The sequence below is a fragment of the Hydrogenophaga laconesensis genome (assembly GCF_031457235.1).
Lineage (GTDB): Bacteria > Pseudomonadota > Gammaproteobacteria > Burkholderiales > Burkholderiaceae_C > Hydrogenophaga > Hydrogenophaga laconesensis.
Genome location: NZ_JAVDWE010000007.1, coordinates 158,326 through 179,948 on the forward strand (window position 1 = coordinate 158,326; position 21,623 = coordinate 179,948).

Genomic DNA, 21,623 nt, shown 5'->3' on the forward strand with positions numbered 1-21,623 from the left:
TGGGATTGGTGCAAAAAGCGGAGGGCCAGCGTAGCACAGGGGTCAGGGCCCTGCAGCCCGGGTGGCTTCAGAGGCGGCTGGCGTGCGACGGGGGGCTGGGCTCGCGCAAACGGCTGGGCGCCAGCACGCCGGCGCTGTCGAGGATCGGGTAGGCGATCGAGCAGATGTGCGAGTTGATGCGCTTGAGGTCGCTGATGAGGTCCAGGTGCAGCGAGCTGGTGTCCATGCTCTGCGGCGTCATGCCCGAGAGGCGGTCCAGATGGGTGGCGGCGTATTCGCGTTCCATGTCGCGAAAGCGCACCTTCTCCTCCACCAGCTTCTGCGCATCGCGCACGTTGCCGTTGAGGAAAACGCTCATGCCCAGGCGCATGTTGTCCAGCAGGCGCGCGTGCAGTTCGGTGATTTCGGCCATGCCGGCTTCGGAAAAACTGCGGCCCTTGCGGATTTTCTTGTCCTCGATGTCGAGCAGCACGCGTTCGACCGTGTCACCGATCTGCTCCATGTTGATGGTGAAGCTGATGATGTCCGTCCAGCGCCGGCCCTCGGCCTCGCTGAGCTGCTGCCGCGAGATCTTGGTGAGGTAGTACTTGATCGAGGAGTAAAGGTTGTCCACCGTGTCGTCGAGCTTGCGCAGGTCCTGCGAAAGCTTGGCGTCGTTGTTGCGGATCACGGTGAGCACGCCACGCAGCATGGTCTCCACCACATCGGCCTGGTGCATGGCCTCGCGCGCGGCGCACGAAATGGCCAGCGAAGGCGTTGCCAGGGCTGATGGGTCGAGGTGGTTGGGTCGGTCCAGCGGTCCCTTGCCTTCCTTGAGTGGCAGCAGGCGGTTCACCATGCGCGCCACTGGCTTGGTCAGGCCGATGAACACCGCACCTACCATCAGGTTGAAGCTGAGGTGGAACAGCACGGTGAGCGTGGCCGGATCCCGCACCAGAGGTTGCATGAATTGCAGCCAGGCGGGAATGAGCCAGATCGCGATCGTTATGCCCAGTACCTTGAACAGCAGATTGCCCAGCGGCACCTGGCGGGTGCTGATGCCCGACTTGGCTGTCGTGATCACGGCCAGCAGACCACTGCCCAGATTGGCGCCGAGCACGATACCCAAGGCGACATCGAGCCCCACCACCTGCAGCGCCAGAGTGGAGGCCAGCAGCACCACCGCGAGGCTGGAGTACGCAACCACGGCGAGCGCAGCCCCCATCAGGATCTCCAGCATCCGGTCGCTGGTGAGCGAGCCCAGCATCATCTGCACCGCCGGGTTCTGCGTGAGAACACCCGTGGCCCCCGAAATCAGCCGCAGCGCGAGCAGCATCAGCCCGAGTCCGATCAGCACGCGGCCGAAATCACCGACCTGCGTGCCCTGGCGCGCGATGAACAGGGTGACGCCAAGAAAGATGAACAGCGGCGAAAGCCAGGAAAGATCGAAGGAGAACACCACGGCCATGAGGCTGGTGCCGATGTCCGCGCCCAGCATCACGGCCAGCGCAGCGGGCAGGGCGATGAGGCCGCGACCGACGAAAGAGGCGGTGATGAGCGCCGTGGCAGTGCTGGACTGCACCAGCGCGGTCACGCCCAGCCCCGAGAGGGCAGCGGTGAAGCGGTTGCCCATGCTCGACGCCAGAATCTGCCGCAGGTTGCTGCCGAAGACGCGAAGCACGCCGGTGCGCACCAGATGGGTGCCCCATACCAGCAGGGCGATCGCCGCAAGAAGGTCCAACAGATGTTTCATGAACCTCAAAACTATACGCTGCGAAGACAGGTCCCGTCCGCGGTGCGGGCTCGCGGGACCGCGCAGGGGGTCAGCGGCGGCGCACGCGCAGGATCTCGTCGAGGATCAGCGAGATGGCGCCGATCGAAATGGCGACATCGGCCAGGTTGAACGACGGGAAGTGCCCGCCCGGAAAAAGGCCGGCCAGGAAGGACCAGTGGAAGTCCAGCCAGTCCACCACATAGCCGTGCCACAGGCGGTCGATCACGTTGCCCAGCGCCCCGCCCAGGATACAGGACAGTGCGAACGAGAACAGCTTCTGGCCCGGGTGCGAGCGAAGCATCCAGACGATGAAGATGGCAGCGCCCACGCCCACGGCGGTGAAGAACCAGCGCTGCCAGCCGCCCGCACCCGCGAGGAACGAGAAGGCCGCGCCCGTGTTGTGCACACGCACGATGTTGAAGAAGCCGGTGAGGTGGGTGCTGTCGCCCAGCTGGTAGGCCGCCAGGATCCAGTTCTTGGTGATCTGGTCGGCCAGGAACACCACGGCCGCCAGGCCCAGCCAGGGCCAGATGTGGCGGCTGCCGGTGGCCGTCATGGTGCCACCTGCCAGGCCGCCCCAAGGGTGGCACGCACCCCCTCGGGGGGCAGTGAATACACGCAGTGAAGAACGTGGGGGCTCATATCAGGCCACCGTGCGCGGCTCGCCCGCGCCAAAGAGGTTGCTGGTGCAGCGGCCGCACAGCGTGGGGTGGGCGGCATCGCTGCCCACATCATCGCGGTAGTGCCAGCAGCGCTCGCACTTGGTGGCCGTCGACGGAACGACCTGCACCGCCAGTTCTTCCCCGGCCAGCAACTCCACCGCCGACACGATCAGGGCGAAGCGGAGGTCCTCACCCAGCGAGGCCAGCAACGCATGGTCGTCGGCCGGTGCCGTGAGGCGCACATTGGCCTGCAGCGAGGAGCCCACCTGGCCCGCCGTGCGGACGGTCTCGATCTCCTTGTTCACCAGGTTGCGGATCTCGCAGATGCGCGCCCACTTGGTCAGGAGGCCTTCGTTGGCCACGGGCAGGTTGGCGTAGGTCTCGAAGAAGATCGAACCCCGGTTCTGCGCGCCCGCGAGCACGGGCCATGCCTCTTCAGCGGTGAAACTCAGGAAGGGTGCCATCCAGCGCAGCATGGCGTGCGTGATCTGGTGCAGCGCGGTCTGTGCGCTGCGGCGCGCCAGGCTTTTGGGTGCCGTGGTGTAGAGGCGGTCCTTGAGCACGTCCAGGTAGAACGCGCCCAGGTCTTCAGAGCAATACACCTGCAGTTTGGCGACCACGGGGTGGAATTCGTACACCTCGAAATGCGCCAGCACCTCGGCCTGGAACTGCGCCGCGCGCGCCAGCGCGTAGCGGTCGATTTCCAGCATCTGGTCCATCGGCACGGCGTCGGTGGCCGGGTCGAAGTCACTGATGTTGGCGAGCAGGAAGCGCAGCGTGTTGCGGATGCGGCGGTAGGCGTCGACCACGCGGGCCAGGATCTTGTCGTCGCCGGCGATGTCGCCCGAGTAGTCGCTCGCGGCCACCCACAGGCGGATGATCTCGGCGCCCAGCTTCTTGGTGACGTCCTGCGGATCGATGCCGTTGCCGAGCGATTTGCTCATCTTGCGACCCTGGCTGTCCACCGTGAAGCCATGGGTGAGCAGGCCCCGGTAGGGGGCGCGGTCGTGCAGGGCGCAGCCCAGCAGCAGCGAGGAGTGGAACCAGCCTCGGTGCTGGTCATGGCCTTCGAGGTACAGGTCGGCCTCGGGGCCTTCGTGGTGGAAGGCACCGTTGACATAGGCCTTGGCGTGGCTGCCGCGCAGCACGTGCTGGAAGGTCGAGCCGGAGTCGAACCAGACCTCCAGGATGTCCTGGCTCTTGGTGTAGAGCGGCGCATCTTGCGCGCCCAGGATGTCCTCGGCCGTCACGCGGCTCCAGGCCTCGATCCCACCTTTCTCGACCATGTCGGCGGCCTGATCGAGGATCTCCATGGTGCGCGGGTGCAGCTCGCCCGAGTCCTTATGCAGGAAGAACGGGATCGGCACGCCCCAGCTGCGCTGGCGCGAGATACACCAGTCGGGCCGGTTGGCGATCATGTCGTGCAGGCGGGCCTTGCCGTTCTCCGGGAAGAAGTGCGTGTGCTCGATGGCTTCCAGCGCGGTCTGCCGCAGGGTGTGTGGCGCCTTGTCCTTCGTGAACACACCTTCGCCTTCGTCCATGCGGATGAACCACTGCGCGGCCGCGCGGTAGATCACCGGCGTCTTGTGGCGCCAGCAGTGCGGATAGCTGTGGGTGATCGGCTGCGTGGCCATCAGGCGATCGGCCTGCTTCAGCGCCTCCAGGATGGCTGGCACCGCCTTCCAGATGTGCTGGCCGCCGAACAGCGGGAAGTCCGCTGCGTAGGTGCCATTGCCCTGCACCGGATTGAGGATGTCGTCATAGGCCAGCCCATGCGACACGCAGGAATTGAAGTCGTCCAGGCCATAGGCAGGCGCCGAGTGCACGAGGCCGGTGCCGTCGCTGTCGCTCACGTAGTCGGCCAGGTACAGCGGGGAGACACGGCGGTAGCCGGCATCGGCGTCGTACAGCGGGTGGCGGAACACCTGGCCTCGCAGCGCTTCGCCCTTGGCCGTGGCGATCACCTGTCCTTCGAGCTGGAAACGCTCCAGGCATTTCTCGACCAGCGACTCGGCCAGCAGCAGCACGCCGCGCGGCGTGTCCACGAGCGCGTAGCTCAGGTCGGGGTGGGCGTTGAGCGCCTGGTTGGCGGGGATGGTCCAGGCGGTGGTGGTCCAGATGACGGCGAAGGCCGATTTGCCCGCCCGTAGCGAAGCCAGGCCGAATGCGCTCGCCAGCTTGCCGGCGTCGTCGGTCTCGAAGGCCACGTCCAGCGTGTCGCTCTTCTTGTCGGCGTACTCGATCTCGAATTCGGCCAGCGAGGAGCCGCAGTCGAAGCACCAGTAGACCGGCTTGAGGCCCCGATAGACAAAGCCACGCTCGATCACGCGCTTGAAGGCACGGATCTCGCCCGCCTCGTTGGCGAAGTCCATGGTGCGGTAGGGCCGCTCCCAGTCGCCCAGGATGCCCAGACGCTTGAAGTCCTCGCGCTGCTGGCCGATCTGCTCGGTGGCGTAGGCCCGGCTTTTCGCCTGCATGTCGTCGCGGCTGAGGTTGCGGCCGTGCTTCTTCTCGATGGCGTTCTCGATCGGCAGGCCGTGGCAGTCCCAACCCGGGATGTACTGCGCGTCGAAGCCGGCCAGTTGGCGGCTCTTGACGATCATGTCCTTGAGCACTTTGTTGACGGCGTGGCCCATGTGGATCTGGCCGTTGGCGTAGGGCGGGCCGTCGTGCAGCACGAACAGCGGTGCGCCTTCACGGGCGTCGCGCAGGCGCTTGTAGAGCCCTTCCTGGTTCCATGCGCCCACCCAGCCCGGTTCGCGCTTGGGCAGGTCGCCGCGCATGGGAAAGGGCGTGTCGGGCAGGTTAAGGGTGCTGCGGTAGTCGGTGGGGGAGTCGGACATGACGGGAATGCGTTGGTGGCTTCGACAAGCTCAGCCCGAACGGGGAGTGTGGAACTGGGACAGAAACCGTTCGCCCTGAGCCTGTCGAAGGGCAGCGACCGGACAGACGGATCGTCTAAATTCGGTCGCGGGTGGTCTGCCGGTGGGTCTGGGTGTGCAGCGATGCAAAGAACGCGCGCGCGTCGTCGCAGTCCCGTGCGATACCCTGGGTCAGGGCGTCGAGGCTGTCGTACTTCAGCTCGTCATGCAGTTTGTGCAGCAGTTCCACCCGGACGATTTTACCGTAGGCCTCCCCGCCAGGCAGGCTGGCCGCCAGCGCGGCCGGCCATTCGAGGCAATGGGTTTCCAGCAGGACGCGCCCGCCATTGACGTCCGCCGGGTCGAGCGAAGGCCTCACACCCAGGTTGGCGACGCCCGGCAGGGGTGGGGAATCGGCGTCCGGACCGAGGCCGTGCACATGCACTGCGAAGATGCCGCTGGCCGCTGGTTTCCAGTGGGAAAACCGCAGGTTGAGGGTGCGAAAGCCGTCACCCCGCCCCGGCGAACTCTCGGCCAGCTGGCGACCGAGCTTGCGCCCATGCACCACATGGCCGCTGATGCTGTACGGGCGGCCGAGCAGGGCGGCGGCGTCGTCCATGCGGCCGTCACCCAGGGCTTCGCGCACGGCGGAACTGGAGACGCGCAGGCCATGCACCTCATAGCTTTGCATGCGAGCCACGTCGAACCCCAGGCGGCTGCCAGCGGCGTCCAGCATGGTGTAGTCACCGGCGCGCCTGGCGCCGAAGCGGAAATCGTCGCCCACCAGCACGTACTTCGCGCCGAAGGCCTCCACCAGCGTGTCCTGGATGAAAGCCTCGGGCGGCTGGTTGGCCAGGCGGGCGTTGAAAGGCAGGATCACGCATTCGTCGACACCGCAGCGCTCCAGTTCCTGTAGCTTGTCGCGCAGCGTGGCGATGCGCGCCGGTGCCAGCTCCGGCTTCTGGTGGAGTGCGGCAAAGTAGTCGCGGGGATGCGGTTCGAAGGTCATCACACAGCTCGGCACCCCCCGGTGCCGCGCCTCGTTGTCGAGCAGCGCAAGCATGGCCTGGTGGCCCCGGTGCACGCCATCGAAGTTGCCGATGGTCAGCGCGCAACCGGGTGTGCCGCTGGAGCGGGATCGCAAACCACGAAAGATTTTCATGCAGGGAGAGGTGATCTGGGGCAGTTCTGAGCGGTCAGATGAGGACAAAAGCGGTGGCTTACAACCCATCGCCACAGTTGCTTCATCAAAGCAGGCTATATTGGCACATGATGATATGCGCCCGCGGGCCCCGCCGGCGGCGCAGGGCGGCCCTGGCGAGTGCCGTCCCTCCCCGTTGACACGTTCATTGGAAGGAGCCCGTCTTGAAGGTCTTGAAGCTCTCCGCACAAGGTTTGCCACAGTCGTGGATCAGCCTGGAGGAAGCCGTGTTGCACTACGCGGCGGATGAGGTGCGCTGGGAGATGGGGGCCGAAGTGGCGGTGTTTCATGGCGGGCACAACGCAGTGACCGGGCGGCAGTCCATCATCACGGTCAACTCCATCATCGGCACCCAGGGCGTGCCGCGCATCAACCCTTTCGACCTGCGGCCCACGCTGACCAACAGCAAGCTCTTCGCGCGCGACCGCAATGTGTGCGCCTACTGCGGAGAGCATTTCCACGAGGAAGTGCTCACGCGCGAGCACATCGTGCCGCTGGGGCAGAACGGGCGCGACACCTGGATGAACGTGGTGACGGCCTGCAAGTCGTGCAACCACCGCAAGGGCAACCGCACGCCCGAGCAGGCCCACATGGGCTTGCTGTACGCGCCTTATGTGCCCAGCCTCTGGGAAGACTTCATCCTGCGCAACCGCCGCATCCTGGCGGACCAGATGGAGTTTTTGATGTCCCATCTGCCCAAGACCTCGCGGTTGCACGCCTAGCTTCAGTAGGTCAGTTCCAGCACGACCACGTGGTTGTCGCTGGCGGGCCACGTACGGCCCGCCAGCTTCTCGCCATTGAACTCGGCCGCGATGGTCCGCACGCCGCTGTCGGCCACGAGGATCTTCGAGCTCGATACGCCTGCCCCCATGGGGGGCACGCCGGGCAGGGCCTTGCCGTCGAACGACATGGTGTCGCGCGCCGCGTCGAAATAGCCTCGCGGGCGGGTGAATGTGACGGAGGAGGCTGCTGCCCTGTCGGCTGCGGCCAGGCGCTCCGCGCGCAGGTGGACCAGATCGCTGCCACGGGGAAATGCGCTGCGGTAGATGTGCGTGGTGGCGTAACCGGGAGCGCTGATGACGAACTCGTAGGGCTGGCCCACCCGCGCCGGGAAGGGGCCCCAGAGGCCATCGGCGCCCACGGTCTTGCTGTGCACCGCAGCGCCACGGCGCTCGCCGGTGGCCGGGTCAATCGCATACACCGTGAGCTGGGCGCCCGGCAGCGGCAGGTTGTTCGAGTAATTGCCCGAGGCCGGGTCCGTGGATGACAGGCCGAGGCCGGTGACCTTGCCGTTGAGCACCACGGCGTCCTGAGGCGCGATCCCGCTTGCTCGCGGCTCCCGCCCGGTGATGAAACGATGCATGGCGTCGAACGCAGCGGGCGAGAACGAGGTCTCACGGTGGTCCACGCGGGGCAGCACGACGTTCTGCGCACCCTTGAGCGCCGGACCTTCGAAGGTAACGTTGGTGGGCGTCCCCCGGGCGCCGATCCACACGCCATCGGGCTGCGCGAACTTGTCGTTGTTGTCCGAGCGGATCGTCATCCACTTCACCGGGCCTGTCACCTCGTCGCCGGCGTTGTTCTTCGGCGCGTTCAGCGCGGTGAGGAACGGGCCGGTGCCCGAGAACTCGTTGGTCTCCCGGAAGCCCTTGATGGCCCATACGCCGTGGTTGGGCGTACCGCCGAGCACCGCGTGGCTCACGGTCTTGTCGCCGCCACCGTTCTGGACGTAGTTGCGCACGGCGTAGCCGCCACGCGAGTTCGCCACCAGCACCACCTGTGCCGCGCCGGTGGCCTTGATCACTTTCTCGACTTCGGTCTTCAGGAAAGCCATGTGTTCGGTGGTGGAGGATCGGCCTGGCTGCGCCTTGCCGTCCTCGTCCCTGGCCAATGGATAGGGCAGGTCGATCGCATGCAGGCGTTCGCGCGGCCAACCGTTGGACTCGAAGCGCCACAGGGTGCTTTGCCAGATGGACGCGGAGTCGCCATTGCCGTGAACAAACACGATCGGTGGCCGTGCGTTGTCGTCGGGGGTGCTGGCGCAGGCGGCCAGCAGCAGGCTGCCGGCCATGGCGGCAAAGATGGATCGGCGGGTGGTCATGCGCTGGTTTCCTCTTGGGGTCGGGCCCAGAACAACGCGGCCCGCGTGGTGCGGGCCGCTGCGGGTCAGGCGAAAACGCCGGCTGTGTCCTGCATCCGGGCCGATACCTCGCCAAGATGGTGCAGGGTGTCGCCGTAGGTCATTTCGAGTTGCGTGAGCTTCTTGAAATAGTGGCTGACGATGTATTCGTCGGTCACGCCGATGCCACCATGCAGCTGCACCGCCTGCTGACCAATGAAGCGCATGGCCGTGCCCAGCTGCACCTTGGCACGGGCCATGGCCGCCCGGCGCTCGGCCGTCGGTGCATTGAGCTTGAGGCTGGCGTAATAGCTCATCGAGCGCGCCAGCTCCAGCTGCATCTTCATGTCGGCCACGCGGTGGCGGAGGGCCTGGAACGTGGCAATCGCCACGCCGAACTGCTTGCGGGTGTTCATGTACTCGACCGTGATGGCCACGGTCTTGTCCATGACGCCCACGCCTTCGGCGCAGGCGGCAGCGATGCCGATGTCCACCCCGTGTTCCAGCGCGGTCAGTCCATCCGTGGTGATCAGCCGGGCCGGCGCGTCCTTGAGCGTCAGATCTCCGGCGCGGCCGCCGTCTTGCGTGGCATGTCCGTGGGTGCTCACGCCCGATGCGGTGCGTTCCACCAGGAACAGGCCCATCTTGCCACCCGCCATGGCGGGCACGATGAAGGCGTCGGCGTGGTCGGCGGCGGGCACGACGTTCTTGGTGCCGGTCAAGGTCCAGCCCTGGCCGGCCTGCACGGCTGTGGTTGCGCAAAGATCCAGCCTGTAGCGGGCCTTGCGTTCCTGATGCGCCAACACCACCAGGACTTCTCCCGAGGCCACCCGAGGCAGCCAGGCGGCCTTGAGTTCCGCCGGGGCGTAGCCACCGAGCAGGCCGGAGGCGATGAGCGTCTGGCCCAGCGGCTCGAGCACGATGCCGCGTCCCAGCTCCTCCATGACCACCATGCCTTCAATGGGGCCCATGCCTAGGCCACCATCGTCCTCGCTCACGTAGAGGCCCGCCAGGCCCAGTTCGGCCAGTTCCGTGTAAGCGGCGCGGTCAAAGCCACCAGCGGCCACGATGGCGTTGTGGCGTTCGAAGGTGTATCCCTTGTCGACCCATTTGCGCACGGCGTCGCGCAGTTGCTGCTGGTCGTCGCTGAAATCGAAATCCATGTGTGTCTCCTCAGTCTTCAGCCCAGAACCGTCTGCGCGACGATGTTGCGTTGCACTTCGTTGCTGCCGCCGTAGATGGTGGTCTTGCGCATGTTGAAGTAGGTGGAGGCGAGCGGCGCGTTGGCGTTGACGCCCCCGGGGAAGTTGCCCTGCCAGCCGGCTTCCATGGCTTCCTCGATGAAGGGCAGGCTGTAGGGGCCGGCCGCGAGCATCATGAGTTCGCTGTAGCGCTGCTGGATCTCGCTGCCCTTGATCTTGAGCAAGCCGGCGATGTCCAGCGAGTTCTTGCCCGACTTCTCGGCCGAGAGCACACGCAGCACCAGCATTTCCAGCGCCACCACATCCACTTCGAGCAGCGCGATCTGATCGCGGAAGCGCACGTCGTCCCAGACGCCCTCGGTCCTGGCGATGCGCTTGAGGCGCTCGAGCTCGCGCTTGGCGCGGTTCACGTCGGCGATGTTGGTGCGCTCGTGGCTGAGCAGGTGCTTGGCATAGGTCCAGCCCTTGTTCTCTTCGCCAATGAGGTTCTCCGCAGGCACTTCGACGTTGTCGAACCAGACCTCGTTCACCTCGCTCTCACCATCGAGCAGCTTGATCGGCCGCACGGAGACGCCGGGCGATTTCATGTCGATCAGCAGGAAGGAAATACCGGTCTGCGGCTTGCCTTCGTTGCTGGTGCGCACGAGGCAGAAGATCCATTCGCCGTACTGGCCCAGTGTGGTCCAGGTCTTCTGGCCATTCACGATGTATTTGTCGCCCTTGCGCTCGGCACGGGTCTTTACCGAGGCCAGGTCCGAACCGGAACCTGGTTCGCTGTAGCCCTGGCTCCACCAGACTTCACCACTGGCGATGCCGGGCAGGAAGCGTTGCTGCTGCTCCTTGTTGCCGAAGGCCATGATCACGGGCGCGACCATCACCGGGCCGAAGGGCACCACACGAGGCGCGCCGGCCAGGGCGCATTCTTCCTCGAACAGGTGCTTCTGCACGGCATTCCAGCCCGGGCCACCGAACTCCTTCGGCCAGCCCCAGCCGAGCCACCCCTTCTTGCCCAGAATCTTCGCCCAGCGCTGCATGTCGTCGCGCGTCAGGCGCAGAGCGTTGTGGACCTTGTAGGAAATCTCGGCAGGCAGGTTGGCCTTGACCCAGCTGCGGATCTCCTCGCGAAACGCCTGTTCTTCGGGCGTGAATGCCAAATCCATGGATGTCTCCTGGTGGCCGCCACAGGATGTGTGCCGGCAAATTGAACAACGCCGGTCAGTTTCGCACGACCGTTCGTTTTATGGCTGTCCGGGCTGTGACATGCCCAACTGCTCGTGCAGATTCTGCAGCTGCTCCTGCAAGGAGGCCACCGTGTTTTCCAGCGAAGCCACCCGGCGGCTGAGGGCGATCAGCTCATCCTCGGTGGCCGCACTGCTGGCATTCGTGGCCTGTGCAGCGGGCGCGGTCATGTCGACCGGGCCACACAGCAGGTGCGCCCAGCGCTGCTCACGGGCACCAGGCGCACGCGGAAGCTTCACCACCAGGGGGCCGCCTTTGTCGGCTGCGCGCTCCTGCATTTCCTCCAGGAAGCCGTCGACCGAAGCGATGTCGAGAAATTTGTACCAGCGCTCGGTGTTCAAGCGCAGTTCCCCAGCGGTCTGCGGGCCGCGCAACATCAGCATGCCCAACAGCACGGCGGACTGCTCGGGCACACCCACCGCGCGCGCGAAGTTGTGCTCGTAGCGCGTGACGCGGCTTCCGCCGCCCTCAAGCACCATGTGCAGGCTGCGCAGACCGTCCAGTGCTTCCAGCACGAGGGCATCGGCCAGGTTCGTCACCGGTTCCCGGCTGGATTTCTGGTTGCAGCCGGTTACCAGGGCGTTGAGCGTGAGCGGGTAGCTGTCGGGCACCGTACGCGCCTTTTCCATGAGCGTGCCGAGCACGCGCGCCTCGGCGGCCGAGAGCGGACGCTGGTTGAAATCATGGCCGCGCGGGCGGCCGGCAGAGAGGGGTTGCAGGTCTGAGGTCATTACACTTCCCGGCCATGTCTGGCCTGAACAAAAACATCGTGATTCTCATCTCCGGCAGCGGCTCGAACATGGCTGCCATCGTGGAGACCGCCCGGACACAACGCTGGCAGGCCCGCTTCGGCGCACGCATCGCAGCTGTCGTCAGCAACAAGGCCGCGGCCCCGGGTCTGGCCTGGGCGAAGGAGCAGGGCATCGCCACTGCCGCGCTGGACCACAAGGGCTATGACAGCCGCGAGGCCTTCGATGCGGCCCTGAAGGCCGAAATCGACCGGCATGCCCCCGCGCTCGTGGTGCTGGCGGGGTTCATGCGAATCCTCACGCCGGGATTCGTGCAGCACTACGAGGGGCGACTCATCAACATCCACCCCAGCCTGTTGCCCGCTTTCCCGGGCCTGAAGACGCACCAGCGCGCCATCGAGATGGGTTGCCGCTTTGCCGGCGCCACTGTGCACCGCGTGACATCCGAGCTGGATCACGGCGAGATTCTGGAGCAGGCCGTGGTGCCGGTGCTGCCGGACGACACCGCGGAATCGCTTGGGGCACGGGTGCTCGCGCAGGAACATGTGATCTACCCGCGGGCGGTGGAGCGGCTGCTCGCCGTGGCTTGATCAGACGCCTTTGGCAAACACAAGCCCCGCGTGCTCACGCATCGCGTGGAACTTGATCTTGGGCCAGTTGGCTTCCACGGCGCGCAGCGTCGCGGAATGGTCCACGAGCAGGGTGGGCGCATCCACGGCGTCCAGCGCCACACGGTGGCTGTTGGCGTCAATGAATCGTTTCAGCTCGATATCGCCGCCGTCCTCAGGTGCGCAGGTGACCCAGCGCGCCACCTGATATGGGCTGTTCATGATGCGGGCCTTCACGCCGTACTCATGCTCTAGCCGGTGCGCCACCACCTCGAACTGCAGCTGACCCACCGCACCGAGCAGCAGCACCGAACCGGCGACGGGGCGAAACACCTGGATCGCACCTTCTTCGCCGAGCTGGGTCAGGCCGGCGCGCAGCTGCTTGCTGCGCAGCGGGTCGGCCACTTCCACACTGCGGATGATTTCCGGCGCGAAGAAGGGCAGACCCGTGAACTGCAGGCTCTCGCCTTCGGTCAGGGTGTCGCCGAGCTGCAGCACGCCGTGGTTGGGAATGCCAATGATGTCACCGGCAAACGCCTCGTCCAGCAGTTCGCGCCGCTGAGAAAGGAAGCTCACCACGGTGTTGGGCCGCAGGTCCTTGCCCGATCGCACCACCTTGAGCTTCATGCCGCGTTCGAAATGGCCGCTCGCCACGCGCACGAAGGCGATGCGGTCGCGGTGTGCCGGATCCATGTTGGCCTGGATCTTGAACACCACGCCGCTGAACTTGGTTTCCTCTGGCTTCACCGTGCGCTGGATGGCCGGCCGCTCACCGGGCGGCGGGGCGAGGTCGACCAGCGCGTCGAGCACCTCGCGAACGCCGAAGTTGTTCACCGCAGACCCGAACAGCATGGGCGTCTGCTGGCCAGCAAGGAACTGCTGCTCGTCGAATGCAGGGGAGGCACCCGACACCAGCTCCAGTTCCTCGCGCGCCTGCTCGAACTCCGCGCCAAAGCGCTTCACGCTTTCGGGGTTGGCCAGTCCGGTGAGCACTTCCTCGTCGCCACCCCGGCGATCCTCACCGGCGGCGAACACGCGCATCTGGTCGGTACGCCGGTCGAACACGCCGCGGAACGTCTTGCCCATGCCAACGGGCCAGGTGAAGGGCACGACGGTCATGCCGAGCTCTCGTTCGATTTCGTCCATCAGGTCCAGCGGTGCCTGCACCTCGCGGTCCATCTTGTTCACGAAAGTGAGGATGGGTGTGTTGCGCGCGCGGCAGACCTGCAGCAGGCGCCGGGTCTGGGGCTCCACGCCGTTGCCGGCGTCGATCACCATCAGGGCCGCATCGACGGCGGTGAGCACGCGGTAGGTGTCTTCAGAGAAGTCCTGGTGGCCCGGGGTGTCGAGCAGGTTGATCACGCAGTCGCGGTATTCCATCTGCATCACGGATGACGCCACCGAGATGCCGCGTTGCTTCTCGATTTCCATCCAGTCGCTGGTGGCGTGGCGGGCGGCCTTGCGGGCCTTGACGCTGCCCGCAATGTTGATGGCGCCGGAGAACAGCAGCAGCTTCTCTGTCAGCGTGGTCTTGCCCGCGTCGGGGTGGGAAATGATGGCGAAAGTGCGCCGGCGGCGCACCTGTTCGGAGATTTCGGACATAGCCCATGATTATCCCCGGTGGACAATACGCCTTATGCATCCCAAAGCCCTTCTGGACGAAAGCGCCAGCCTGATCGAACAAGTCTTCAAGTTCGAGCACCCCGCGGACGCTGTCGTGGCGCGCCATTTCCGCGAGAACCGCTCGCTTGGCCCGCGCGAGCGGGCCACCCTGTCCGACACCGTCTATACCATCCTGCGGGAACGCCTCCGGCTTGAATGGCTGGCCCGCTCGGGCAGTGGCTCGAAATGGCGCCGCCTGGCCATCCTCGCGTTCCCCGGTGACCGCGACTTTCTCAAGAGCGCGCTGACCGAGCCCGAGAAAATCTGGCTCGACCATTGCGATGCCGTCAACGACGCCGAGCTCATGGCGCCGCATCGCCACAACCTGCCCGAGTGGCTGGTCACGGCCTTGCGCGACCAGGTGGGCGACGAGTTCAACGCCCTCGCCGCCAGTCTGAACCAGCCCGCACCGCTGGACCTTCGGGTGAATGTTCTCAAGGCCAAGCGCGACGCGGCGCTCACGGCATTGCAGAAAGCCGGTCTGGCCGGCACGGCCACGCCCTATTCGCCGATGGGCATCCGGCTGCAAGGCAAACCCTCGCTGGCCAAACTGCCCGCTTTCGTGCAGGGGGAAGTCGAGGTGCAGGATGAAGGTTCGCAACTGCTGGCCCTGCTGCTGGATGCCAAGCGTGGCGAGATGGTCGTGGATTTCTGCGCCGGCGCGGGTGGCAAGACCCTCGCCATCGGTGCTGCCATGCGCAACAGTGGCCGGCTCTACGCCTTCGATACATCGGGCCATCGCCTCGATGCGCTCAAACCCCGGCTGGCGCGCAGCGGCCTGTCCAACGTGCACCCCGTGGCCATTGCGCATGAGCGGGATGACCGCATCAAGCGCCTGGCGGGCAAGATCGACCGCGTGCTGGTGGATGCCCCCTGTTCTGGCCTCGGCACACTGCGGCGCAGCCCCGACCTGAAATGGCGCCAGACGCCGCAAACCGTGGGAGATTTGGCGGCGTTGCAACAGGCCATCCTGCACAGCGCAGCCCGCTTGCTGAAGCCGGGTGGCCGCCTGGTGTACGCGACCTGCAGCTTGCTGCGGGAGGAGAATGAGGCGGTCTGCTCGGCTTTTGAGGCCGGTCATGCCGACTTCGAGCCTGTCCCCGTGGAGGGGCTCCTGGCCAGTGCGCACGTTTCTGAGGCGTCTTCGCTGTGCTCCGGCAAAGATGGGCGCTGGCTGCGTTTGTGGCCTCATCGGCACGCAACCGACGGCTTTTTCGCTGCCGTTTGGCGGAAAAGGCCTTGAATTGCCGTCAATTTACCTGAACTGAAGGCGGAAGTTTGCATCCAACTCGTTCCTTGGGTTGGTGATTTCCACCCCCGGCCTTAAAATTCGACCTTCGCTGACCCACACCGCCCACGGGCTTGGCGCGCTTCTTTTCGTGACCCAGGGCGGTCTTTTAGGAACTCCATGTTTTCTTCCGATTCCGGAACCTTGACCCAGCTTTGGGATGGCCTGATCCAGTTTCTGGCGCAGGGCCTCACTGGCGCTGCCTGGTGGCAGGTCCTTCTCGTGGCCCTGGTGTTGACACACATCACGATCGCCAGCGTCACCATCTACCTGCACCGCCATTCCGCGCACCGGTCGCTGGACCTTCATCCGATTGCCTCGCATTTCTTCCGCTTCTGGCTGTGGATGACCACGGGCATGGTCACGAAGGAGTGGACGGCCATTCACCGCAAGCACCACGCCAAGTGCGAACATGAGGGGGATCCTCACAGCCCGCACATCTTTGGCATCAAGAAGGTGTTCTACGAAGGTGCCGAGCTTTACCGCGCCGAGGCGAAGAATGCCGAGACCATGGAGCGTTACGGCCACAACACGCCCAACGACTGGATCGAGAAGCACCTCTACACGGGCCATTCGCGCCTCGGCGTGAGCCTGATGCTGATCATCGACGTGGCGCTGTTCGGTGTCCTGGGTGTGGCCGTCTGGGCCCTGCAGATGGCCTGGATTCCCATCACCGCCGCCGGCGTCATCAACGGCATCGGCCACTGGTGGGGCTACCGCAACTTCGAAGCCACCGATGCGAGCACCAACGTGTCGCCCTGGGGCATCCTGATCGGGGGTGAAGAGTTGCACAACAACCACCACACATACCCGACCTCGGCCAAGCTGTCGGTCAAGCCTTACGAGTTCGACATTGGCTGGATGTACATCACCATGATGAAGTCCGTCGGTCTTGCGTCCGTGAAGAAGGTGCCGCCGAAGATGGCCTATGGTGCCGTTCGCCCGGTGGCCGACGAGAAGACGCTGGAGGCGATCATCGCCAACCGCTACGAAGTGATGGCCGGCTATGCCCGCGAAATGCGTGCCGCGTGCAAGCAGGAGCTGCAAGCCCTGAAGCAGCGCCGTGGCGACGCGACCGTCTTGCAAGCAGCGCGCCGCTGGCTGCACCGCGATGACGACAAGGTGCCCGCCAATGTGAAGGCTCAGCTGGCCCAGGTCCGTGCGGAGCACCCCGTGCTCGACAAGATGGTGACGATGCGCGAGGAGCTGCGTGCCCTGTGGTCCAGCACCAATGCTACCCGTGAGCAACTGGCTGTGGACTTGCAAGCCTGGTGCCGCCGCGCTGAAGAAAGCGGTATCGCCGCCCTGCGTGATTTCTCGATCCGCCTGCGCTCTGCCCACGCCTGATCGCACCCGATCTTCCGGACGCCGCCTGCGCGGCCCCCGGACAACAAAAAACCCGCTGTGAAGACAGCGGGTTTTTTGTTGGGGCATCGGCTCGATTACTTGAGCTTGATTTCCTTGTAGTCCACGTGCTTGCGAGCCTTCGGATCAAATTTCTTGATCAGCATCTTCTCGGGCGTGGTCTTCTTGTTTTTGGTGGTGGTGTAGAAGTGGCCGGTTCCAGCGGTGGATTCCAGCTTGATCTTCTCGCGTGCGCCTTTGGTTGCCATGTTCGGTTCTCCTTAAGCCTGACCGCGTGCGCGCAGGTCGGCGAGCACGGCGTCAATGCCGTTTTTGTCGATCAGGCGCAGAGCAGCGCCAGAGACGCGCAGGCGCACCCAGCGGTTTTCACTCTCGACCCAGAAACGGCGGTATTGCAGGTTCGGCAGGAACCGGCGCTTGGTTTTGTTGTTGGCGTGGGAAACGTTGTTCCCGACCATGGGCTTCTTGCCCGTGACGTCGCAGACGCGTGCCATGAGGACACTCCGATCATTTCAAACAGCTGCGGACCGCGAACCGGGGGAGTCCCCGTCTGGCCCATCAGCCTCACCTCGCCAGGAAAGGGTGGCGGTAACCCGAAGATCTGCTTCGTACCCGGGCAGGCCGGTAAAGCGCAGCAAAGCCCGCAATTATAGTCAATCCCTGGCCAGCCGGGCAAGTCCGACCGTCAGGTCGGGATTTCAGCCCGCGTTCTGCTCCAGGAAGCGTTGAGCATCGAGTGCGGCCATGCAGCCCGTGCCTGCACTGGTGATGGCCTGGCGGTACACATGATCCTGCACGTCGCCGGCGGCAAAGACGCCTGGCACGCTGGTCATGGTGGCCATCCCCTGAAGTCCGGAACGGGTGGTGATATAGCCGTCCTTCATCTCGAGCTGGCCCTTGAAGATGTCGGTGTTGGGCTGGTGACCGATGGCGATGAAGCAACCTTTCACCGCCACCTCTTCGGTGTTGCCTGTCTTCACGCTCTTCAAGCGCACACCGGTCACACCGGTCTGATCACCCAGCACCTCGTCCAGCGTGCTGTGCAGCTTGAGCTCGATCTTGCCGGCAGCAACCTTCTCCATCAGCTTGTCGACCAGGATGGCTTCCGCCTTGAATGTGTCCCGGCGGTGCACGAGCGTGACCTTGCTGGCGATGTTGGAGAGGTACAGGGCCTCTTCCACGGCCGTGTTGCCGCCACCGACCACGCTGACTTCCTGTCCCCGGTAGAAGAAGCCGTCGCAGGTGGCGCAACCCGACACGCCTTTGCCCATGAAGCTTTCCTCGGAAGGCAGGCCCAGGTACTTGGCCGATGCACCGGTCGCGATGATGAGTGCGTCGCAGCTGTATTCGCCGCTGTCGCCCTTGAGCACGAAGGGCCGTTTGCTGAAGTCCACGGTGTTGATGTGGTCGAAGATGATTTCGGTCTTGAAGCGCTCCGCGTGCGCCAGAAACCGCTGCATCAGATCGGGGCCCTGCACACCCTCGGCGTCGGCAGGCCAGTTGTCCACGTCGGTCGTGGTCATGAGCTGGCCGCCCTGGGCAATGCCGGTGATGAGCACGGGGTTGAGGTTGGCGCGCGCGGCATAGACGGCGGCGGTGTAGCCAGCAGGGCCAGAACCCAGGATGAGGACTTTCGCGTGTTTCATGTTGAGCGCCCCATCGAATTTGGAGCCAAGTGGTTTAGAGTAAGCGGTTATATGGGGGCATTAGGCGAGCGAATCCAGTGCCGCCGGGCGCCCGATGTGTGCGAATCATTGTATGAAAGAGCGCTGCTTGCGCCGTCCCAACCAAGGAATACACGCATGTCTCTCCTGTCCAATCTCGATCTCATCCGCAGGGTGCCGCTTTTCTCCACCTTGACCCAGGCGCAGGCCGAGTCGGTGGCGGATTCCGTGGTCAAGAGGCGCTTCAAGCGCGGCGAATGCATTGTCGAACAGGGCAAGAAGTCCAACTGCCTGGCCATTGTTCTGACAGGACGGGCGCGCGTGGTGACGACGGACACGCGTGGACGCGAGGTGATCCTGGCGACCATGAATCCAGGCGATTACGTGGGCGAGATGAGCCTGATCGACAACCAGCCGCACTCCGCGACTGTGCGCGCGGAGGTGCAGACGGATGTGCTGATTCTGGGGCGCACCGAGTTCGCACGCTGCCTGCCCGAAAACACCTCGATGGCGTATGCGGTCATGCGCGGCCTTGTGCAGCGTCTGCGCCACGCCGACCGCAAGATCGAATCGCTGGCCCTGATGGATGTCTATGGCCGCGTGGCGCGTGCCCTGCTGGAGTTTGCCCAGCCCGACAAAGATGGCGTTCTGACCATCAAGGACCGTGTTTCCCGCCAGGATGTGGCCAAGATGATCGGGGCTTCTCGCGAAATGGTCAGCCGTGTCATGAAGGACCTTGAAGACCGGGGTTTCATCGAGGTCACGGAAGAGGGCAGTACGGTGATCAAGGAGCGCCTCAACTCGCTGGGTTGAGTCTGCTGCAGCCTCTGCGGGCACTGCCCGCCGCGCGACTGGCATGGGGTAAGCTTGCCGTTGGAATTCGACGGAGCCTATGACTTACTCACTCAACACCCTCAACGCCGACCGCAGCCCTGCGGCGCCGGCGGGTGTTTCCCGGTTTGCCCAGGAAATTGGCCTGGTGCTGGGCGCGGCCGCGCTCGCTTTCTGGCTGCTGGCATTGCTCAGCCACTCCCTGGCCGATCCGGCCTGGAGCACCACGGGCACCTCGTCAGATGTTGGCAACTGGGGTGGCCGGCTGGGGGCCATGTTGTCGGACTGGAGCTATTACCTTTTCGGCTTTTCGGTGTGGTGGCTGTTCCTCGCGGGTGTCCGGGCGTGGCTGTCCACGCTGGCGCGCTGGATTCGTGGTGCGCAAGGAGCCGAGGGCGACGCCACGGAGCCCGGTGACGGCATCTGGCATCGGCCGTGGGTACGGCGTGTCCTCTTCTGGCTGGCGCTGGTCACCCTGATGGGAGCCAGTGCCGTGCTGGAATGGAGCCGTCTGTACCGATTGGAGGCTTTGTTGCCGGACCATGCGGGCGGCGTGCTTGGCCATGCGCTGGGTCCGGTGGCCACGCGATGGCTGGGTTTCACTGGCTCGGCCCTGGCCATGCTGGCCGTGCTGCTGGTTTGCCTGCCGACGGTTTTCCGTTTCTCCTGGGGCCATTGGGCCGAGGAAGTGGGCCACACGCTCGACGGCTGGTTCGAAGCCCGGCGCGAGAAGCGCGAGGCGGTCGAAGATCAGCGCATTGGGGAGAAGGCCGCACGCGAACGGGAAGAGGTCGTCAAGGTTGAGCGTGTCGAGATCGAGGAGCACCACCCGACGCCGGTGGTGATCGAACCCACACTGGTGGACGTTCCCAAGAGCGAACGCGTGGCCAAGGAGCGCCAGAAACCGCTTTTCACCGAGTTGCCCGACAGCAAGCTGCCCCAGGTCGACCTGCTCGACAGTGCGCCCACGCACCAGGCTGGCGTCGACAGCCAGACGCTGGAGATGACCAGTCGCCTGATTGAAAAGAAACTCAAGGATTTTGGCGTCGAGGTCCGCGTGGTGGCCGCCGCTCCAGGGCCGGTGATCACGCGTTATGAGATCGAGCCCGCGACCGGGGTCAAAGGATCGCAGATCGTCAACCTTGGGCGTGATCTGGCCCGTTCGCTGTCACTGGTCTCGATTCGGGTGATCGAGACCATCCCGGGCAAGAACCTGATGGCGCTCGAGTTGCCAAACGCCAAACGCCAGACGATCAGGCTCAGCGAAATCCTTGGATCTCAGATCTACAACGACGCCAAGTCGATGCTGACCATGGGCCTGGGCAAGGACATCGGCGGTCAGCCGGTGGTGGCCGATCTCGCGAAGATGCCGCATTGCCTCGTGGCTGGGACCACGGGTTCGGGCAAGTCAGTGGGCATCAACGCGATGATCCTGTCGCTGCTCTACAAGGCCGATGCGCGCGACGTGCGCCTGCTGCTGATCGACCCGAAGATGCTGGAAATGAGCGTCTACGAGGGTATCCCGCACCTGCTGGCACCCGTGGTGACGGACATGAAGCACGCTGCCAACGGTCTGAACTGGTGTGTGGCGGAGATGGAGAAGCGCTACAAGCTCATGAGCAAGATGGGCGTGCGCAACCTCGCGGGCTTCAACACCAAGATCGACGAGGCGACGGCGCGTGGCGAGATCATCGGCAACCCGTTCAGTCTTACTCCGGAGCAGGCTGAGCCGCTGGAACGCCTGCCCTACATCGTGGTGGTGATCGATGAGCTCGCTGACCTGATGATGGTGGTGGGCAAGAAGATCGAGGAACTCATCGCTCGTCTGGCGCAGAAGGCGCGCGCTGCGGGTATCCATCTGATCCTTGCCACCCAACGCCCCAGCGTGGATGTGATCACCGGCCTCATCAAAGCCAATATTCCCACTCGCCTGTCCTTTCAGGTAAGCAGCAAGATCGACAGCCGCACCATTCTCGACCAGATGGGTGCCGAAAGCCTGCTGGGCATGGGCGACATGCTGTACATGCCCTCGGGAACCGGCTTCCCGATCCGTGTGCACGGCGCCTTCGTGAGCGACGACGAGGTGCATCGCGTCGTGGCCTATCTCAAGGAGCAGGGCGGCGAGCCCAACTACATCGACGGTGTGCTCGAGGGTGGGACGGGCGACGGTGACGGGGGTGACCTGTTTGGCGAAGGCGGCGGAGAGGGCAATGGCGAGAAGGACGCACTGTACGACCAGGCCGTGGAGATCGTGCTCAAGGACCGCAAGGCAAGCATTTCCTATGTGCAGCGCAAGCTGAAGATCGGTTACAACCGCGCCGCGCGCCTGCTGGAAGACATGGAGAACGCGGGGCTTGTCAGCGCCCTCACATCCAGCGGCCAGCGTGACATTCTGGTGCCCTCGCGCGGAGATTGAACG

General features: G+C 64.8%; 18 protein-coding genes. 6 read left to right on the forward strand and 12 right to left on the reverse strand.

Going from position 1 to position 21,623, the window contains the following annotated elements; all coding sequences use genetic code 11:
• Positions 1-67: 67 nt before the first annotated feature.
• From J2X09_RS14040 to J2X09_RS14055, 4 genes are all read right to left on the reverse strand, one after another.
• Entirely contained in the window at positions 68-1,732 is a 1,665-nt protein-coding gene (locus J2X09_RS14040; RefSeq protein WP_204734033.1) for a Na/Pi cotransporter family protein, read from the reverse strand.
• Between the two features lie 70 nt (positions 1,733-1,802).
• The gene (gene lspA, locus J2X09_RS14045) at positions 1,803-2,309 is read right to left on the reverse strand and encodes a signal peptidase II (protein WP_204734032.1); all 507 of its coding nucleotides are present in this window, start codon (positions 2,307-2,309) and stop codon (positions 1,803-1,805) included.
• Between the two features lie 87 nt (positions 2,310-2,396).
• Positions 2,397-5,258 carry an isoleucine--tRNA ligase gene (gene ileS / locus J2X09_RS14050; RefSeq protein WP_204734031.1) on the reverse strand — a complete coding sequence of 954 codons (2,862 nt, stop codon included), beginning with the start codon at positions 5,256-5,258 and terminating at the stop codon, positions 2,397-2,399.
• A gap of 115 nt (positions 5,259-5,373) precedes the next feature.
• A complete protein-coding gene (locus tag J2X09_RS14055; protein ID WP_204734030.1) occupies positions 5,374-6,438 on the reverse strand; it encodes a bifunctional riboflavin kinase/FAD synthetase in 1,065 nt (354 codons plus the stop codon).
• 203 nt (positions 6,439-6,641) lie between these two features.
• On the opposite strand from J2X09_RS14055, the gene J2X09_RS14060 reads away from it, so the two are divergent.
• Complete coding sequence (locus J2X09_RS14060; protein ID WP_204734029.1) at positions 6,642-7,199, forward strand: HNH endonuclease; 558 nt, start codon at positions 6,642-6,644, stop codon at positions 7,197-7,199.
• 2 nt (positions 7,200-7,201) lie between these two features.
• Here J2X09_RS14060 and J2X09_RS14065 read toward each other — a convergent pair whose 3' ends face one another.
• The 4 genes from J2X09_RS14065 to J2X09_RS14080 all read right to left on the reverse strand — a co-directional run bounded on the left by J2X09_RS14065 (position 7,202) and on the right by J2X09_RS14080 (position 11,768).
• Complete coding sequence (locus tag J2X09_RS14065; protein ID WP_204734028.1) at positions 7,202-8,578, reverse strand: alpha/beta fold hydrolase; 1,377 nt, start codon at positions 8,576-8,578, stop codon at positions 7,202-7,204.
• 65 nt (positions 8,579-8,643) lie between these two features.
• Complete coding sequence (locus tag J2X09_RS14070; protein ID WP_204734027.1) at positions 8,644-9,759, reverse strand: acyl-CoA dehydrogenase family protein; 1,116 nt, start codon at positions 9,757-9,759, stop codon at positions 8,644-8,646.
• Between the two features lie 17 nt (positions 9,760-9,776).
• On the reverse strand, positions 9,777-10,958 hold the full coding sequence (locus tag J2X09_RS14075) for an acyl-CoA dehydrogenase family protein (protein WP_204734026.1): 1,182 nt from the start codon (positions 10,956-10,958) through the stop codon (positions 9,777-9,779).
• Positions 10,959-11,036: 78 nt separating this feature from the next.
• Positions 11,037-11,768 carry a YceH family protein gene (locus tag J2X09_RS14080; RefSeq protein ID WP_204734025.1) on the reverse strand — a complete coding sequence of 244 codons (732 nt, stop codon included), beginning with the start codon at positions 11,766-11,768 and terminating at the stop codon, positions 11,037-11,039.
• A gap of 14 nt (positions 11,769-11,782) precedes the next feature.
• On the opposite strand from J2X09_RS14080, the gene purN reads away from it, so the two are divergent.
• Complete coding sequence (gene purN / locus J2X09_RS14085) at positions 11,783-12,376, forward strand: phosphoribosylglycinamide formyltransferase (RefSeq protein WP_204734024.1); 594 nt, start codon at positions 11,783-11,785, stop codon at positions 12,374-12,376.
• On the opposite strand, the gene J2X09_RS14090 is transcribed toward purN, so the two are convergent.
• Complete coding sequence (locus J2X09_RS14090; RefSeq protein WP_204734023.1) at positions 12,377-13,996, reverse strand: peptide chain release factor 3; 1,620 nt, start codon at positions 13,994-13,996, stop codon at positions 12,377-12,379.
• 34 nt (positions 13,997-14,030) lie between these two features.
• On the opposite strand from J2X09_RS14090, the gene J2X09_RS14095 reads away from it, so the two are divergent.
• Positions 14,031-15,299, forward strand: a complete 1,269-nt coding sequence (locus tag J2X09_RS14095; RefSeq protein WP_204734022.1) for an RsmB/NOP family class I SAM-dependent RNA methyltransferase — start codon at positions 14,031-14,033, stop codon at positions 15,297-15,299.
• 165 nt (positions 15,300-15,464) lie between these two features.
• Complete coding sequence (locus J2X09_RS14100; RefSeq protein ID WP_204734021.1) at positions 15,465-16,691, forward strand: DesA family fatty acid desaturase; 1,227 nt, start codon at positions 15,465-15,467, stop codon at positions 16,689-16,691.
• A gap of 95 nt (positions 16,692-16,786) precedes the next feature.
• On the opposite strand, the gene rpmG is transcribed toward J2X09_RS14100, so the two are convergent.
• The 3 genes from rpmG to trxB all read right to left on the reverse strand — a co-directional run bounded on the left by rpmG (position 16,787) and on the right by trxB (position 18,355).
• On the reverse strand, positions 16,787-16,957 hold the full coding sequence (gene rpmG, locus J2X09_RS14105; protein WP_056269543.1) for a 50S ribosomal protein L33: 171 nt from the start codon (positions 16,955-16,957) through the stop codon (positions 16,787-16,789).
• A gap of 12 nt (positions 16,958-16,969) precedes the next feature.
• Positions 16,970-17,203: a 50S ribosomal protein L28 gene (gene rpmB, locus J2X09_RS14110; RefSeq protein ID WP_056269541.1), complete on the reverse strand. Its 234-nt coding sequence runs from the start codon at positions 17,201-17,203 to the stop codon at positions 16,970-16,972.
• A gap of 204 nt (positions 17,204-17,407) precedes the next feature.
• The gene (gene trxB / locus J2X09_RS14115) at positions 17,408-18,355 is read right to left on the reverse strand and encodes a thioredoxin-disulfide reductase (RefSeq protein ID WP_204734020.1); all 948 of its coding nucleotides are present in this window, start codon (positions 18,353-18,355) and stop codon (positions 17,408-17,410) included.
• A 156-nt stretch (positions 18,356-18,511) separates the two neighbouring features.
• Between trxB and J2X09_RS14120 the strand changes: the two genes are divergently transcribed.
• Positions 18,512-19,186 (forward strand): Crp/Fnr family transcriptional regulator, encoded by a 675-nt coding sequence (locus J2X09_RS14120; protein WP_204734019.1) that lies wholly within the window; start codon positions 18,512-18,514, stop codon positions 19,184-19,186.
• A 79-nt stretch (positions 19,187-19,265) separates the two neighbouring features.
• Positions 19,266-21,620, forward strand: coding sequence for a DNA translocase FtsK (locus J2X09_RS14125; RefSeq protein WP_204734018.1), 2,355 nt, complete (start codon positions 19,266-19,268; stop codon positions 21,618-21,620).
• Positions 21,621-21,623: the final 3 nt, after the last annotated feature.

What these genes read in the sequence shown, in the direction of transcription:
- J2X09_RS14040 (WP_204734033.1), bottom strand. Translation starts at nt 1,732, where the DNA reads ATGAAACATCTGTTGGACCTTCTTGCGGCGATCGCCCTGCTGGTATGG.
- lspA (WP_204734032.1), bottom strand. Translation starts at nt 2,309, where the DNA reads ATGACGGCCACCGGCAGCCGCCACATCTGGCCCTGGCTGGGCCTGGCG.
- ileS (WP_204734031.1), bottom strand. Translation starts at nt 5,258, where the DNA reads ATGTCCGACTCCCCCACCGACTACCGCAGCACCCTTAACCTGCCCGAC.
- J2X09_RS14055 (WP_204734030.1), bottom strand. Translation starts at nt 6,438, where the DNA reads ATGAAAATCTTTCGTGGTTTGCGATCCCGCTCCAGCGGCACACCCGGT.
- J2X09_RS14065 (WP_204734028.1), bottom strand. Translation starts at nt 8,578, where the DNA reads ATGACCACCCGCCGATCCATCTTTGCCGCCATGGCCGGCAGCCTGCTG.
- J2X09_RS14070 (WP_204734027.1), bottom strand. Translation starts at nt 9,759, where the DNA reads ATGGATTTCGATTTCAGCGACGACCAGCAGCAACTGCGCGACGCCGTG.
- J2X09_RS14075 (WP_204734026.1), bottom strand. Translation starts at nt 10,958, where the DNA reads ATGGATTTGGCATTCACGCCCGAAGAACAGGCGTTTCGCGAGGAGATC.
- J2X09_RS14080 (WP_204734025.1), bottom strand. Translation starts at nt 11,768, where the DNA reads ATGACCTCAGACCTGCAACCCCTCTCTGCCGGCCGCCCGCGCGGCCAT.
- purN (WP_204734024.1), top strand. Translation starts at nt 11,783, where the DNA reads ATGTCTGGCCTGAACAAAAACATCGTGATTCTCATCTCCGGCAGCGGC.
- J2X09_RS14090 (WP_204734023.1), bottom strand. Translation starts at nt 13,996, where the DNA reads ATGTCCGAAATCTCCGAACAGGTGCGCCGCCGGCGCACTTTCGCCATC.
- J2X09_RS14095 (WP_204734022.1), top strand. Translation starts at nt 14,031, where the DNA reads ATGCATCCCAAAGCCCTTCTGGACGAAAGCGCCAGCCTGATCGAACAA.
- J2X09_RS14100 (WP_204734021.1), top strand. Translation starts at nt 15,465, where the DNA reads ATGTTTTCTTCCGATTCCGGAACCTTGACCCAGCTTTGGGATGGCCTG.
- rpmG (WP_056269543.1), bottom strand. Translation starts at nt 16,957, where the DNA reads ATGGCAACCAAAGGCGCACGCGAGAAGATCAAGCTGGAATCCACCGCT.
- rpmB (WP_056269541.1), bottom strand. Translation starts at nt 17,203, where the DNA reads ATGGCACGCGTCTGCGACGTCACGGGCAAGAAGCCCATGGTCGGGAAC.
- trxB (WP_204734020.1), bottom strand. Translation starts at nt 18,355, where the DNA reads ATGAAACACGCGAAAGTCCTCATCCTGGGTTCTGGCCCTGCTGGCTAC.
- J2X09_RS14120 (WP_204734019.1), top strand. Translation starts at nt 18,512, where the DNA reads ATGTCTCTCCTGTCCAATCTCGATCTCATCCGCAGGGTGCCGCTTTTC.
- J2X09_RS14125 (WP_204734018.1), top strand. Translation starts at nt 19,266, where the DNA reads ATGACTTACTCACTCAACACCCTCAACGCCGACCGCAGCCCTGCGGCG.